Here is a 16,016-nt window from a genome sequence, read left to right as displayed (position 1 = left end):
CTCTGATACGAACGGTAGCTTCGACTGAATTTTCAGTCAAGCCCGGAGCCAAAAGGGAGCGCCCGGCTTCCGCTCGTGCACCGTTTTGGCGAGTGTGGTGGCGGTCTCATCCGAACAGACTCGTTCTCATCACACGATCTGCAACGAGGTAGGGACTATCGATGAGGCACATCGCCACGGCCGCCGGTCGAGATGGCACCGTATTGGACATCCGATCTGGCACCCTGACGCCGTCGCCGAACCGCGGGCGGCCGACACTGGAGTTCGACGCGATCGACCCGCAGGGCGACGGCGCCCTCGAAGCCACCCTCGCCTGGCCGACAGGTACTCCCCTGCTCGCCGATCTCGTGGAGACCTTCGCCCACATGGGCCTGTGCGTCGCCGCACACGAGCTGGTGTACGCGAGCGGGTCGGACGTCGACTTCTCGACCCTGCACCGATTCACGTTCTGCCCCACCGAGTTCGCCTGGGACGCAACCAGCGCGGACCTGGTGTCGCAGGCGTTCACCGCCGCGGTGTCCGGCGCCGCGGAGGTCGACGGCTTCATCCGGCTCGTGGCCGCCGCCCGGCTGCCCTGGTCGGAGGTGGTCCTCGTCCGGGCCGCAGGCCGCTACGTGCGACAGGCGGGACTCGAGCTGTCCGAATCCACCATCACCGACATCCTCTCCGCGCAGCCCACTTTCGTCGGTGCCCTCATCGACCTGTTCCGCGCGCGATTCACCCCGGATCTCACGGATCGTGACGAACGCGTCGCCGACGCCGACTCGGCATTGACCCGCAGTGTCGAGGCGACCTCCACTCTCGACGAGGACCGGTTGCTGCGGGGCATGTGGTCCTTCGTCTCGGCGACCTTGCGTACCAATTGGTTCCAGCGCGACCGCCGGCCGGACGCTCCGGTGGCCTTCAAGATCGACCCGTCACGAGTGAGTCCGCAGGCCGCGATCGTGCCTCATCGTGAAATCTTCGTGCACGCGCCGAATGTCGAAGGCAGTCACCTGCGCGGCGGACCCATCTCCCGAGGTGGTCTTCGCTGGTCCGACCGGCGAGATGACTTCCGGACCGAGGTACTCGGGCTGATGAAGACGCAGATCGTGAAGAACTCGCTGATCGTGCCCATGGGCGCCAAAGGCGCCTTCGTGGTCCGCAGCGCGGCGGAACCGACCCAGGACCAGGTCCGCCGCGCGTACTCCGACTTCATCGGGGCACTGCTCGACGTGACCGACAACATCGTCGAGGGCGCCATCGTGCACCCGCCCGACACCATGGTCTACGACGGTCCCGATCCCTACCTGGTGGTCGCCGCCGACAAGGGCACCGCGCGATTCTCCGACCTTGCCAACGGCATCGCGGCCGCCCGTGGCTTCTGGCTCGGGGACGGCTTCGCCTCCGGCGGTTCGGCCGGCTACGACCACAAGAAGATGGGTATCACCGCGCGCGGGGCATGGGGCTCGGTCCGGCGGCATCTCGCCGAGATCGGGCTCGACATCGACACCGACCCCTGCTCCGTCGTCGGGATCGGCGACATGTCCGGCGACGTGTTCGGCAACGGCATGCTGCTCTCCCCGCGGATCCGCCTGATCGGGGCCTTCGATCACCGCCACATCTTTCTCGACCCCGACCCCGATCCCGGCGCATCGCACCGCGAACGCGAACGCCTCTCCGCGCTGGCCCGCAGCAGCTGGGACGACTACGACCGCGCGGCGATCTCGCCCGGCGGTGGCGTGTGGCCGCGGACCTCGAAGTCGATCTCGTTGTCGCCCCAGGTACGCGAGCGACTCGGCGTCGAGGCTGCCGAGTTGCCGCCGCACCAGGTGATCCAGGCCCTGCTGCGCGCCGAGGTCGACCTGTTGTGGAACGGTGGCGTCGGCACCTATGTCAAGGCATCCACCGACACCAACGCCCAGGCCGCCGATCCGGCCAACGACGGCGTTCGCGTCGATGCCGACACCCTGCGGTGCCGATCGGTCGGCGAAGGCGGCAATCTCGGATTCACCCAACGCGCCAGGGTGGAGTTCGCGCTCGCGGGCGGCAAGATCAACGCCGACTTCATCGACAACGCGGCCGGGGTGGCCACCTCCGATCGCGAGGTCAATCTCAAGATCGCGCTCGACGCCCAGGTCCGCTCGGGCCGACTGGCCACCGCCGATCGCGATCGGCTGCTCGCCGATCTGGAGGCGCACGTCGCCGCCTCGGTACTCGCCGATTGCGATCGGCAGACACTGGCCATCAGCCTCGCCGAGGTCCACGCGCCGTTCCTGCTCAGCCGCCACGAACGGTTGATCGAGAACCTCGAGGAAGCCACCGGAATGAACCGAGCCGCGGAGGTGCTGCCCTCGGCGGGCGAGCTCGCGGCCCGGCAGCGTGCCGGTGCCGGCCTGGTGCGGCCGGAAATCGCGGTCCTGCTGGCGATGTCGAAGAATCTGGTCCGCAGTGAGCTCCTCGACTCCTCGGCCATCGACGATCCGGTGTTCGCCGACGTCCTGCTGGAGTACTTTCCCGCGCAGCTACACGACCGTTTCGACGCGGACCTGCGGGGTCACCGGGTAGCCCGCGAGATCGTCGCGGTCGTGCTGGCGAACGAGGTCATCGACCGCGTCGGCCCCGGGTTCATCCACCGGCTCGAGGAGCGGCTCGGGGTCAGCACCCCGGAGATCGTCGTCGCCTACTCCGTGGTCCGCGCGGTCTTCGACGTCGATCGCCTGTGGGCGCAAGCTCTGTCGCTGCCCGACATCGGCCAGCGGACACGCCTGGCTCTGCTGTTCGGCATCCACGACCTGATCGAGCGGGCCACCTCCTGGTTGCTGCGCCACACCGATCCGGCTGCTGATCCACGCGCCGAGATCGCCCGTCTCACACCGACGCTCACCGGCCTCACCGACGGACTGCCGCAGCTGACCGGCAGGCTCGACACCGACCTCGACACACTGCGGGTGCTCTCCCAGGCACTCGCCCTCGGCGAAACAGCTCACCGTGTCGGCCTGCCGATTCCCCAGGTCGGACAGGCCTACCGCGAGATCGGACGGGTGTTCGGGCTCGACTGGGTGGCCGAGGCGTCCCAGTCCGCTGTCGGCGCGGGATACTGGGAAACCATGGCCGCCGCCGTCATCGAGGACGAGCTGCATGAGAACTGGCATGCGCTGGCCGCGGTCGTCCTGCACGGTGCGGACCCCGACACCGAGGCCGAGGCGGCCATCGCCACGTGGCGATCCGACAACCCGACCAGCTCGGCCCGTCTCGAACATCTGCTCGGCGACCTGCGGCGCACGGGGTCGATCGACAGCGCGCGAGGTTGCGTGGTCAATGCCGAGCTCGCCCTCGCCGTGCGCGGGTCGCGGATCAGCGCCGGCGGGAGATGATCGCCAGGAGCAGCTCGGCGCGCACCCGGGCGATGTCCATGTCGCAGCCCAGGATCGTCTCGATGCGCGCGATCCGGCTGCGCAAGGTGTGGCGGTGCACGCCGAGGGTCGCCGCGGCCGACTCCCAGTGCCCGTTCGCCTCCAGGTAGGCGTGCAGGGAGGCCAGCAGCTCGGTGCCGTGGTTCGCGTCGTGGTCGGCCAGTGGCGTGATCATCATGTCGGCCACGGCATCGAGCACTCGCCGGGACTCCGGGAAGGTCAGCAAGGCGCTCCCGGCGAGTTCGGCGAACTCGACAGGCCGACCGCCGAACTCGGCCGCCGAGGCGGTGAGCCGGGACTGTTCGACCGCGGTCACGAGGTCGTCCACGCCATGGGCGCCACTCAGGCCGACGCGCAGAACCTTCAACTCGGTGGGAAGCAGACCGTGCAACAACCGCTGCGCGAAGTCGACGTCGTCGGCGCCCTGCAACAGCACAGTCAGACGGGTGTCGTCGCGACGGACGAACAGCTGCCGGGCGGCCGCGTTCATCTGCTCGTCCACCGCCGATTCCACTCTCGACATGATGTCGGCGGCCTCGCAGTGCACGGTCATCACCCGCAACCGCCCTCGGTCGTCGGCGGCCTGACCGACCTGGCTGCGGGCCGGTCCCAGATCCGACTCCGCGGACAACAGCAGCCCCAATGCCTCACTGTTGAGCCGATTCTGCATCGACCGGAGGCGAAGCGGCTTCTCGAACTCCAGGGCGAGCAGGGAATTCGCGTGTCCCAGCAGGATCTGGTCGACGTGTCCGAGCTGGGTCGGGCTCACCGCCGCCAGATAGCCGTGGACGACACTGCCGATGCCGATCCGCTGCACCGCGATGGTGGCGCCCGTACTACCGCCGGCCACACTGCTCACCGCCGACGTCGACCCACCGGCGGCGAGCGCCGCGACCTCGGCCAGTATCGCGCTGTCCACCGCGGCCGGGTGAACCTCGATCACCTGGGCCGACGCGTCGAGAAGGACCACCGTCACCGACGACGCTGCCGCCAACTCACGGATCGTGGCACTGGCGCCACGCTGGATCGCAGCGCGGGTCATCTTCGGCTGTGCCCGCGAAGCACGCAGCACCGCCTCGTACTCCTGTTCCGCGAGACGACCCATCACCTTCTTGGCCACCGCGGCGAACGGCGTCGGCAACGGCACCTCGAACAAGGGCAACGCGACCTCTTCCGCCGCCGCGATCAGACCGTCGGGCACCGACGCGTACGACAGGCCGGTGCCGAACCCGATGGCCGCGACCCCGCACTCGTCGAGATCACGCACGTACCGCAGGCGCTCGGCAGCGCCCTGCGGCAGACCGATGCCGGTGGTCAAGAGCAGTTCGCCGCCGGAGAGCCAGCGCGACGGATCGCTCAGCTCCGTGGTCAGGACGAAGGTGATGTCGCGACCGAGGCCTGCCGCTCCCGCCCGGAGCTCGAGGCCGAGCTCTGGCTGCGACAACAACCAACGGGCGGGCAGGTTCATCCGATACTCCAGTCCAATTTCCAGCCGACATCGAATGTGTCCCGAGCTCATCGACGGGCTCCACCCGACACTACATTCGCCGATCCGGTGATTGAACACCTCCCACGCGCGCCATTTCGGCAGATGACGTGTTCTGTGAGGCGGAGCACATTGTAAGAGCTGGCACGGCACGGCCGAAGCAGCGGAACACACCCCGACGGAGAGGACCGAACACCATGACGACGACCGAGCGCCTGCAGAACTATATCGACGGCGCGTTCGTCGACTCCGCGTCGAGCGAGGTGATCGACCTGATCAACCCCGTCGACGAGACCGTCGTCGGCAAGTCCCCCGTCTCCGTCGCGGCGGACGTCGACGCCGCCGTCGCCGCGGCGCGACGTGCGTTCGAGACGTGGGGCCGGACGACGCCGGGTCAGCGCCAGGCGGCGTTGCTGGCGCTGGCCGACGCGGTCGAGGCACACAGCGACGAGTTGGTCGAGGCGCAGTGCCGAAACACCGGACAGCCCAAGGCCGTGGTCGCCGCCGAGGAGGTCAAGGTCGGCGCGGACCAGCTGCGGTTCTTCGCGGGCGCGGCCAGGCTGCTCGAGGGCAAGTCGGCCGGCGAGTACATGGAGGGCTTCACCTCGTACGTGCGGCGCGAGCCCGTGGGCGTGGTCGGCCAGGTGACACCGTGGAACTACCCGCTCATGATGGCGATCTGGAAGATCGGGCCCGCGCTGGCCGCGGGAAACACCATCGTGCTCAAGCCCAGCGACACCACCCCCGAGAGCACACTGGTGCTGGCCGGGCTGACGAAGGGGATTCTGCCGGACGGCGTCCTCAATGTCGTGCTCGGCAACGCGCAGACCGGCGCGACCCTGGTCGAGCACCCGGCCCTCGGCCTGGTGTCGATCACCGGGTCGGTGCGCGCCGGAATCGCGGTGGCGGTGGCGGCCGCCAAACAGCTCAAGCGCGCGCATCTCGAACTGGGCGGCAAGGCGCCCGCGGTGGTGTTCGGCGATGCCGACATCGAGAAGGCCGCCGGAGGGATCGCGCAGGCGGCGTTCTTCAACGGCGGGCAGGACTGCACCGCGGCGACCCGGGTGCTGGTGCACGAATCGATCCACGATGCCTTCGTCGACGCCCTCGTCGCCAAGGCCGAGGACATCCGCCCTGGCCTGCCCAGTGACCCCGACGCGTTCTACGGACCGCTCAACAACGCCGGCCACTTCGCGCGCGTGTCCGAGAAGATCGCCGCGCTGCCGTCGTCCGCCACGATCCGCACCGGCGGCACCCGCGTCGGCGATACCGGGTACTTCTTCGCGCCCACCGTCATCACCGGCGTCGACCAGCACGACCCGATCGTGCAGGAGGAGACCTTCGGTCCCGTCCTGACCGTGCAGGCGTTCGCCGACGAACGCCAGGCCGTCGACCTCGCCAACGACGTCGACTACGGCCTGGCGGCCAGCGTCTGGACGCGCGATCACGGAACCGTGCAGCGCGTGTCGGCCGCGCTCGACGCCGGCGCGGTGTGGGTGAACTGCCACATCCCGCTGGTGGCGGAGATGCCGCACGGCGGCTTCAAGCAGTCCGGTTACGGCAAGGACCTCTCGGCCTACGGGGTCGAGGACTACACCCGGCTCAAGCACGTCATGAGCTCACACGACTGAGTCACACCGCGTATCCACCCAGGAACCACCACCCGAAGGACTTTCTGAAATGACCACCCTCTCCTACCGTCTCCCCCAGAAGCGCGCCCTGGTCACCGAGCTGCCCGGCCCCAAGTCGAGCGAACTCGGCGCCCGCCGCCGCGCCGCGGTCGCCGCCGGAGTCGGCTCCAGCGTCCCGGTCTACGCCGCGGACGCCGACGGTGGGGTCATCGTCGACGTGGACGGCAACTCGCTCATCGACCTCGGCGCCGGGATCGCGGTCACCAGCGTCGGAGCCTCCGATCCCCGGGTCGCTCGCGCCGTCGCCGAGCAGGCCGCCCACTTCACCCACACCTGCTTCATGGTCACCCCGTACGAGGCCTACATCCGCGTCGCGGAGGAACTCGCGGCACTGACCCCCGGTGACCACGACAAGCGCACGGTGCTGTTCAACTCCGGCGCCGAGGCGGTCGAGAACGCGGTCAAGGTCGCCCGCCTGGCCACCGGACGGACAGCGGTCGTCGCCTTCGACCACGCCTACCACGGACGCACCAACCTCACAATGGCCCTCACCGCGAAATCGATGCCCTACAAGACCCATTTCGGGCCGTTCGCGCCCGAGGTCTACCGGATGCCGATGTCGTACCCGTACCGTGACGAAACCGGCCTGACCGGTGAGCAGGCCGCCCAGCGCGCCATCACCGCGATCGAGAAGCAGATCGGCGCCGATTCCGTGGCCGCGATCATTCTCGAACCGATCCAGGGCGAGGGTGGGTTCATCGTTCCGGCACCGGGATTCCTGCCCACCCTGGTCGCCTGGGCTCGCCGGCACGGCGTGGTGTTCATCGCCGACGAAGTCCAGACCGGCTTCGCCCGGACCGGCTCCTGGTTCGCGTGCGACGACGAGGGCATCGTCCCCGACATCATCACCATGGCCAAAGGCATCGCCGGTGGTCTTCCCCTGTCGGCGATCACCGGCCGCGCCGAACTGCTCGACGCCGTGCATCCCGGCGGACTCGGCGGTACCTACGGTGGCAACCCGATCGCCTGCGCCGCCGCCCTCGCCGCGCTCGAGACCATGCGCGAGCACGACCTGCCCGCTCGGGCGCGCGAGATCGGCGAGACCGTCACCACCCGGCTGCGTGCGCTCGCCGCGGACGTCCCCGCCATCGGCGAGGTCCGCGGGCGGGGCGCGATGGTGGCGATCGAACTGGTCGAGGCCGGCACCACCGAACCCGACCCCGACCTGACCAAGGCCATCGCCGCCCGCGCCCTCGAACAGGGCGTGATCGTGCTGACCTGCGGCACCTACGGCAACGTCATCCGGCTGCTCCCGCCGCTGGTCATCGACGACGAGCTGCTCGACGACGCGCTCACCGTCCTCGAGCACGCCATCCGCACTTGCGCCTCCTGATCTCATCCCACCCACCGGTTACCCGAGGAACGACATGAGCACCATCGACCACCTTCTCGCCGCCGTACCCACCCGGCTCTGGATCGACGGCGAGGCCACCGATCCCGCCGACGGCGGGAGCTTCTCCGTCGTCGACCCCGCCACCGGCGCTGTCGTCGCCGAGGTCGCGAACGCCAGCGGCAAGGACGCGATCCGCGCGCTCGACGCGGCGTGCCGGGCGCAGCGTGACTGGGCCGCGACCCCGCCACGGCAGCGGTCGGTGATTCTGCGCCGGGCGTGGGAGCTGGTGATCGAGCGCACCGAGGACCTGGCGCTGCTGATGACCGTCGAGATGGGCAAGACGCTCACCGAGAGCGTGGGCGAAGTCGCCTACGGCGCCGAGTTCCTCCGCTGGTTCAGCGAGGAGGCGGTGCGGATCGGCGGCCGCTACACCGAGGCGCCGGCCGGGAACGGACGCATCCTGGTCACCAAGGAACCGGTGGGGCCGTGCCTGGCGATCACGCCGTGGAACTTCCCGCTGGCGATGGGCACGCGCAAGATCGGCGCCGCCCTGGCCGCGGGCTGCACGATGATCGTCAAACCCGCCGAGGACACCCCGCTCACCATGCTGTTGCTCGCCGAGATCTTCGCCGAGGCGGGGCTGCCCGCCGGGGTTCTCTCGGTGCTGCCCACCGCCGACGCAGCCGCGGTCACCGAGCCGTTGATCGCCGACCCGCGGCTGCGCAAGGTCACCTTCACCGGGTCGACCCGGGTGGGCAAGCTGCTCATCGAACAGTCCGCGCGGCAGGTGCAGCGCACGTCGATGGAGCTGGGTGGCAACGCCCCGTTCATCGTCTTCGACGACGCCGACCTCGAAGCCGCCGTGGCAGGCGCGATGGCGGCGAAGATGCGCAACGGCGGCGAGGCGTGCACCGCGGCCAACCGGTTCCTGGTGCACAACGCGGTGCGCGAGGAGTTCACCGCCGCGCTCACCGCGCGGATCGGCGCGCTGCGCGTCGGTCCCGGCTACGAGGCCGACACCGACCTCGGACCGCTGATCAACGAACGCCAGCGAGCCTCGGTGGCGGGCTTGGTCGCGGACGCGGTGGCCGGGGGCGCCCGCGTCCGCACCGGCGGACACGCCGTGGCGGGCCCGGGATTCTTCTTCGAACCGACCGTGCTCGACGAGATCCCGGCGGACGCGCGAATCCTGCGCGAGGAGATCTTCGGCCCGGTCGCGGCCATCACCGGATTCGACACCGAGGACGAGGCGGTCGCCGCGGCGAACTCCACCGAGTACGGGCTTGCTGCCTATTTCTACACCCGCGACCTCGACCGCGCACTGCGCGTGGCCGACGCGCTCGAGTCCGGAATGGTCGGCGTCAACCGCGGCGTGATCTCCGACCCCGCTGCCCCGTTCGGGGGCGTCAAACAGTCCGGTCTCGGCAGTGAGGGCGGCACCGAGGGCATCGAGGAATACCTCGTCACCAAGTACATCGCCCTGACCAACTGAACCAGCACCTCCACAATCACACCCAGGACACCCATGTTGACCATCACCTCCCTGACAGTGCCGAGTTCACCTGCCCGAGTGCGGGATTCGGCCCGGCCACCCCTTCGGGTCGCCCTGGTCCAGCACCGCTGGCAGGCCGACCGGGACGCCCTGCACGCCGAGCTGTTCGCGGGCATCGCCGAGGCCGCGAAGCTCGGCGCCCGGGTCGTGTTCCTGCCCGAGCTGACCCTCAGCCGCTACCCGGCCGCCACCCCGGGTGGTGCCAACCCCGGCGATCAGGCGGAGGACCTGCTCACCGGCCCCACCTTCACCTTCGCCGCCAAGGCCGCCGCCGAGCACGGCGTCCTGGTGCACGCCTCGCTCTACGAGCGCGACAGCGCTGCGAACGGCACCAGCCACGCCGATGGGCTGGGTTTCAACACGGCGATCCTCGTCGCACCGAACGGCCGACTCGTCGGCCGCACTCGCAAACTGCACATTCCGGTGACCGCCGGCTACTACGAGGACACCTACTTCCGTGGCGGTCCCGCCGACGACGCCTACCCGGTACACACCGTCGATCTGCTCGACGGCGCCCGCATCGGCATGCCGACCTGCTGGGACGAATGGTTCCCCGAGGTCGCGCGGCTGTACTCGCTCCGCGGTGCCGAGATCATCGCCTACCCCACCGCTATCGGCTCCGAACCGGACCACCCCGATTTCGACACCCAGCCGTTGTGGCAGCACGTGATCGTCGGCAACGGCATCGCGAACGGCACCTTCATGGTCGTCCCCAACCGGTATGGCCAGGAGGGCTCCCTGACCTTCTACGGCTCGTCGTTCATCTCCGATCCATACGGGCGGATCCTGGCGCAGGCCCCGCGAGACGAGTCCGCCGTCCTGGTGGCAGATCTCGACCTCGACCAGCGCGGCGACTGGCTGACACTGTTCCCGTTCCTCGCCACCCGACGCCCGGACACCTACGGCCAGCTCACCGCGCCGGTGGCGGCCACGCACCCTCTGGGATAACCGACCCGCGACCCTGCGACGGCCCGATCAGCGGTGCGAGACCGCCGATCGGGCCGTCGCGGATCGCGTCTGAACCTCCGTGTTAGGATTTGACTAATATTTTAGTCAATCACGGCAACGGCGTGATCCGTCCAACAGGAGAAGTCACGTGGAGGCAGTCAGGTTCGGACGCTACGAGCTCCAGGCGCTGATCGGCGAAGGCGGCATGGGGCAGGTCTACCGGGCCTACGACACCGAGACCGATCGCCGTGTGGCCCTCAAGGTGCTCCACGCGCACTCAGCCGCCGACCCTCGGTTCCGGGAGCGGTTTCGCCGGGAAGCGCACGCGGCGGCCAATCTGCACGACCCCCATATCGTCCCGATCCACCACTACGGGGAAATCGACGGGCGGCTGTACGTCGACATGCGCCTCATCGGGGGCGTCGATCTCCACACGCTGCTGGCGCGATCGGGCCAGATGAACCCGGATCTGGCCGTGTCGATCGTCGACCAGATCGCCGCCGCGCTGGACGCTGCCCACGCGAGCGGGGTCGTACACCGCGACATCAAGCCCGCCAACATCTTGATCGGCGCGCGAGATTTCGTGTACCTCATCGACTTCGGCATCGCCCACGCGTCCGGAGACAGCCCGCTCACCGATACCGGGTCGACGATGGGCACCTTCACCTATATGGCGCCGGAACGTTTCACCACGGGCGATTCCAGCGCCCGATCCGACGTCTACGCCCTGACCTGCGTGCTGTACGAATGCCTCACCGGCGTGCTGCCGTTCCCCGGAACCAGCCTCGAGCAGCAGATCAGTGGACATCTGGTCGCGCCTCCCCCACGACCGAGCATCGTGTGGCCCGGCGTGCCGTTCGGATTCGACGCGGTGATCGCCCGCGGAATGGCGAAGGACCCCGACGATCGCTATCGCACGGCAGGCGAACTCGCCACCGCGGCCCGGGACGCGCTCGTCGCCGGTCCGGACACCGAGCAGGCGACCGCGAAACTGGCCGGTCCCCTTCTCGCTTTCACGACGGCGCCGAATTCCCCGACCGCGACGACCGCGATCGCCGAGACGAAATCTGTTCGACCACCGGCCGCGGCCTCGCACCGAGCACGCACGCTGTGGACCGCGTGCCTGCTCGCGGCGACCATGGTGCTCATCATCGTCGGTGCGGTCTACTTGCTGACCGAATCCGAATCCAACCCGAGCCCCGCATCGGTACCGCGATCCACGACCAGCACGACACCTCCACCCCGGATCCCGACCACGACCGCCCCCTACGACTACTACGACGTACTGCCCCCCACCGTGCCGGAGTACGGCGACACGACAGACCCGTACGACACCACAGACCCCTATTACCAGTAACTTCAGCACCCGAGACCGTGGTCCGCGTCCGCGGCCCAGCCCGCCAGCCCGTAGAGTAGGAACCCGTGTCCGACCGTCAAACTCAGATTCTGGAAGCCGCGATTCGAGTCATTGCCCAGGATGGGGTTCGAGGGCTTCGCATCGAGAAGCTCGCCGCGGAGGCCGGGGTCTCCACCGCGTTGATCTACTACCACTTCAACGACCGGGCAGGGGTCCTGCACAGCGCCCTCGAGTTCATCAACAGCCAGGCTCAGCGCTACACCGACAACGGCACCTCGCCCGCGGATCCCCGCGCCGAGCTCGAGAAGACCCTCATGCTCGAGATCCAGGACAACCCCGACGTCCGCAACAACAGCATCGCGTGGGGGGAACTCCGGGCCAGTGCCGTCTTTTCGGACAACCTGCGCGAACAGCTGCGCACCACGACAGAGTCCTGGGTTGATGAGGTCACAACACTCATCAACCAGGCACGGGATGCCGAATTGACGCACCCCGACATCGACGCCACCGCGGCAGCCGAACGCCTCACCGCGCTCGTCGAGGGCTTGAGTGAGCGCTGGCTGAGTGGATCGATCACCGTGGAGCGGGCCAGAGAGCTTGTCTCCGGCGCGATCGTCGCCGAACTCGGCCGAATCTGAGCCGACCACCATCACATTGCAGCGACCGCGGCGCGGTCGGTCCGGAGTCGATGTCCGGACCGACCGCGCCGCACACGTCCAGCCGACGGCCTACGCCGCGGGCTCCTGCTGGGTGGTGCAGTGGATACCGCCGCCGCCCGCCGCGATTCCGTCGATGTCGATCTGCACGATCTCGCGGTCCGGGAACAGTCGTTCCAGCGTTTCCCGTGCCGCCGAATCCGCTTCGGGGTCACCGAATTCCGGCGCGATGACGGCGCCGTTGCAGACATAGAAGTTGATGTAGCCCGCGGCGAAGTCCGTGTGCTCCTCGTACTCCGGCCGAATCTCGGAGGGACCCTCCATCACCTCGATCTGCAGGGCGTTGCCGTGCACATCCGTTGCGCCCTCCAGGATTTCCAGGTGGCGGCGAGTGACGTCGTAGTCATAGGAATCCGGATCGTTGTCGAGTCCGGCCACCACCACCCCCGGCCCGGCGAAACGCGCGTAGAAGTCGGTGTGACCGTCCGTGATGTCCGCACCCGCGATGCCCGGCAACCAGATGATCTTCTCGAGTCCGAGCAGATACCCGAGTTCTTCTTCGACGGCGTCCTTGCTCCAGCCGGGGTTGCGATTGTTGTTCAGGATGCAGCTTTCGGTGATGATGGCGGTCCCCTCACCATCCACCTCGACGCCGCCGCCTTCGAAGACGAGGTCGGTGCGCAGTGTCTCCACGCCGGCGCGACCGGTGATGAACTGCGCCACCTTCGCGTCGTCGGTGTGCTCCTGCTTGTTGCCCCACCCGTTGAAATTGAAGTCGACGCCGGCGATCGTCCCGTTGTCCCTGACGAAAACCGGCCCGGTGTCGCGCATCCACAGATCGTCGAGTGGTGCCGCGATGAGTTCCACGTCGGCGCCGCCGATCAAGCCACGCGCCAGGTCCATGTCACTGGGTGGCACCAGCATGGACACCGGTTCGAACCGAGCGATGGACTGCGCGATCGTGGCCAGATTGCGCTGCACCACGGGCACCAGGTCATCGCCCCAGATCGCCGCGTTGGCCGCGAAGGCCATCCAGGTCCGGGTGTGTGGATCGCCTTCCTCTGGCATCACCCACAGGCGCCCGTCGCGCTGGATCCGTCCCGGGCCGGGATTGTTCCGGTTCTCGCTGCCCTCGTTGCCCTCGTTCGTGTCGTCGCACGCGGCAAGCAACAAACCGCCTGCCACCGCCATGCTCACCTGAAAGAATCGCCGCCGCTGCATTACACACTCCTCGATTGATTTGTTTGTCGACGTGTTGGCAATCCACGCCGGATTCAGCCGTCCTCGATTTCCCGACCCGAAACCGGGCTGGACGGAAGCCGGAGGTGAACGATGAACCCCCCTTCTGCCGTCGGCCCCGCGGTGAACTCACCGTTCAAATACTCGGCACGCTCAGCGATACCGCGAAGTCCGTATCGGGCGCTCGGCAGCCGAGATACCGGTCCGGATCCGGGGGTGTTGCGCACAACGGTCTCGATGTTCCCGCCGACGCAGCGGATTCCGATCGAGACCCGCGCACCCGGCGCATGCTTGCGCACGTTGGTCAACGATTCCTGCACCGTGCGGTAGATCGTCCGCTCGACCGCGGCCGGCAACGCTTCCACCCCGATCTCCAGCACCGCGTCGATTCCGCTGCGGTGCACCAACGAGGGCAGGTCGCCCAGGCCGGGTTGCGGTGCGAGGTCGGTGGAACCACCACCCGCCGCGCGTAACACGCCAACCATCTGCCGCAGTTCGTCGAGTGTCTGCCTGCACAACGTACGGATCACTCGCGCGCGGTCACGATCGTCCGGATCGGCCAGGGTGACCTGCATCGCTCCGGACTGCACGGCGATCAGGCTGACCTGGTGGGAGACGACATCGTGCATCTCACGCGCCAGGTGCGCCCGTTCACGCGCCAGTGCGGCAGCGACGAGCAACTCGTTCTCGCGCTGCTGCGTGCGCTGGACGGTCCGCAGCAGCGCCGCCCGTCGCTCTCTGCTGCGAGCGAGCAACCCCAGCACCGCTGGAGCAGCGGCGAACGCCGCCGACGAAACCAGCCAGTTGATGTTCTGCAGCCCTGTTTCGGCGCTGTCCCAATTCTCGGGCTCCCACCAACGAACGACCTTCCCGTAACCGAACAGCGTATTCAGCACGAAGACCACTGCGAAACAAGCGCAGATCCGCCGCATGGTCGCGGAGTTCGCCCGCGCCACCGAATAGAGCGCCACCGCGGCGGGCACGATCGCGGAGAACACCAGCGCCGGCAGAGTGAGAAAGAAAGCCGTTCCAGGATAGCGCCGCCGAAAGAGAACCGCGATGATCGCCACGGCGACAGTTGCCACGACAATCGGGCTGACGTATTCCAGATCCCAGGTGTAGCCGGAACCTTCGTCCTGTTCGAGTACTTCGGCGTCGAGAACTCCGCCCCACATGACCGCCTGCATGGCATCTGCCAACAGCACAACGATCAGCAGACTCTCGAAAGCGACGCGCCGAGGGGTGGTCATCGCCGTTATGGAGCCGGTTCTTGCTGTGTCGTGCAATGAATCCCGCCGCCACCGGCAGCGATCGCATCGATGTTGATCTGGACGATCTCCCGTCCGGGGAACAAGCGCCGCAGAGTCGCTTCGGCCGCACGATCGGCGTTCCAGTCACCGAATTCGGGAGCGATCACCGCACCATTGCACACATAGAAATTGATGTACCCCGCGGCGAAATCGTCCGACTCGAATCGCGGTCGCACCTCGGCGGGGGCCTCGAGCACTTCGATACGCAGCGAACGACCGTGCGCGTCGGTCGCGCCGCGCAGCATGTCCAGGTGCCGGCGTGTCACCTTGTGATCGAAGGACTTCGGATCCGGGTCGTAGCCGGCGACCACCACACCCGGCTCGGCGAAGCGCGCATAGAAGTCGGTGTGGCCGTCGGTGATGTCCATCCCGGCGATCCCGGGCAACCAGATGATCTTCTCGAGACCGAGCAGGTAGGCGAGTTCTTCTTCAACGTCCCGCTTCTTCCAGCCCGGATTGCGGTTGCGGTTGAGGACGCAGCTCTCGGTGATGATCGCCGTACCCTGGCCGTCGACCTCGATGCCACCGCCCTCGAGAACGAGATCTGTCTGCAGCCGCTCGACACCCGCCCGGTCGGCGAGGAGCTCGGCGACCCGAGCGTCGTGTCGATGCTTCTGTTTGTCGCCCCAACCGTTGAAGTTGAAGTCGACGGCCGCGTTGACACCTTCGCCGCGCACGAACACAGCGCCGGTGTCGCGCATCCACAGGTCGTCGAGCTGCGCGGGAACGAGCTCGACCGCATGGCCGACCAGGCTGTACGCCAGATCCATCTCGTCCGGTCGGACGAGCATCGACACCGGCTCGAATCGGGAAATGGTGGTGGCGATGGTCGCGAGGTCACGCTGCGCCTGTGGCAGCAGCTCCCGGCCCCACACACCGGCGCTCGCCCCGAACGCCATCCAGGTCCGCGCGTGCGGTTCCCCTTCGTCCGGCATCGACCATCGGCGGCCGTCGTCTTCGTTGTCGCCGACGCCGAGCAGCGCACCCAGTTCACCGGCAAAGCGCCTGAATCCCATCTTCTTCCCTTTCCCTCTCTTGACCGAGGATAC

Annotated in this window: 11 protein-coding genes; 7 read left to right on the top strand and 4 right to left on the bottom strand. The window is 68.1% G+C overall.

The genetic code is table 11. The features are described 5' to 3' along the window. The first annotated feature begins 161 nt into the window (after positions 1-161). The gene (locus ACFVVM_RS05690) at positions 162-3,356 is read left to right on the top strand and encodes an NAD-glutamate dehydrogenase domain-containing protein (RefSeq protein WP_387613301.1); all 3,195 of its coding nucleotides are present in this window, start codon (positions 162-164) and stop codon (positions 3,354-3,356) included. On the opposite strand, the gene ACFVVM_RS05685 is transcribed toward ACFVVM_RS05690, so the two are convergent. Further along, a complete protein-coding gene (locus tag ACFVVM_RS05685; RefSeq protein WP_387613298.1) occupies positions 3,337-4,863 on the bottom strand; it encodes a PucR family transcriptional regulator in 1,527 nt (508 codons plus the stop codon). The genes ACFVVM_RS05690 and ACFVVM_RS05685 overlap by 20 nt on opposite strands. A gap of 215 nt (positions 4,864-5,078) precedes the next feature. Here ACFVVM_RS05685 and ACFVVM_RS05680 point away from each other — a divergent pair, with 215 nt between their 5' ends. From ACFVVM_RS05680 to ACFVVM_RS05655, 6 genes are all read left to right on the top strand, one after another. Then, positions 5,079-6,512: an aminobutyraldehyde dehydrogenase gene (locus ACFVVM_RS05680; protein ID WP_387613295.1), complete on the top strand. Its 1,434-nt coding sequence runs from the start codon at positions 5,079-5,081 to the stop codon at positions 6,510-6,512. Between the two features lie 49 nt (positions 6,513-6,561). After that, the gene (gene gabT / locus ACFVVM_RS05675; protein WP_387613292.1) at positions 6,562-7,905 is read left to right on the top strand and encodes a 4-aminobutyrate--2-oxoglutarate transaminase; all 1,344 of its coding nucleotides are present in this window, start codon (positions 6,562-6,564) and stop codon (positions 7,903-7,905) included. 34 nt (positions 7,906-7,939) lie between these two features. Next, a complete protein-coding gene (locus ACFVVM_RS05670; protein ID WP_387613289.1) occupies positions 7,940-9,397 on the top strand; it encodes an NAD-dependent succinate-semialdehyde dehydrogenase in 1,458 nt (485 codons plus the stop codon). A gap of 33 nt (positions 9,398-9,430) precedes the next feature. Further along, positions 9,431-10,405, top strand: a complete 975-nt coding sequence (locus ACFVVM_RS05665; protein ID WP_387613287.1) for a nitrilase-related carbon-nitrogen hydrolase — start codon at positions 9,431-9,433, stop codon at positions 10,403-10,405. 148 nt (positions 10,406-10,553) lie between these two features. Further along, entirely contained in the window at positions 10,554-11,762 is a 1,209-nt protein-coding gene (locus ACFVVM_RS05660) for a serine/threonine-protein kinase (protein ID WP_387613284.1), read from the top strand. A gap of 65 nt (positions 11,763-11,827) precedes the next feature. Beyond that, positions 11,828-12,400: a TetR/AcrR family transcriptional regulator gene (locus ACFVVM_RS05655; protein ID WP_387613282.1), complete on the top strand. Its 573-nt coding sequence runs from the start codon at positions 11,828-11,830 to the stop codon at positions 12,398-12,400. A gap of 90 nt (positions 12,401-12,490) precedes the next feature. On the opposite strand, the gene ACFVVM_RS05650 is transcribed toward ACFVVM_RS05655, so the two are convergent. The 3 genes from ACFVVM_RS05650 to ACFVVM_RS05640 are packed head-to-tail and all read right to left on the bottom strand — an operon-like array spanning position 12,491 to position 15,983. Then, complete coding sequence (locus ACFVVM_RS05650; RefSeq protein ID WP_387613279.1) at positions 12,491-13,639, bottom strand: agmatine/peptidylarginine deiminase; 1,149 nt, start codon at positions 13,637-13,639, stop codon at positions 12,491-12,493. 53 nt (positions 13,640-13,692) lie between these two features. Further along, complete coding sequence (locus ACFVVM_RS05645; protein WP_387613276.1) at positions 13,693-14,907, bottom strand: sensor histidine kinase; 1,215 nt, start codon at positions 14,905-14,907, stop codon at positions 13,693-13,695. Positions 14,908-14,912: 5 nt separating this feature from the next. Further along, a complete protein-coding gene (locus tag ACFVVM_RS05640; protein ID WP_387613273.1) occupies positions 14,913-15,983 on the bottom strand; it encodes an agmatine/peptidylarginine deiminase in 1,071 nt (356 codons plus the stop codon). Between the last annotated feature and the right edge of the window lie 33 nt (positions 15,984-16,016).

Source organism: Nocardia sp. NPDC058176 (assembly GCF_042883805.1).
GTDB lineage: Bacteria > Actinomycetota > Actinomycetes > Mycobacteriales > Mycobacteriaceae > Nocardia.
Note: the sequence above shows the minus strand (reverse complement) of the source record. Positions and strands in the feature narration are given on the sequence as shown.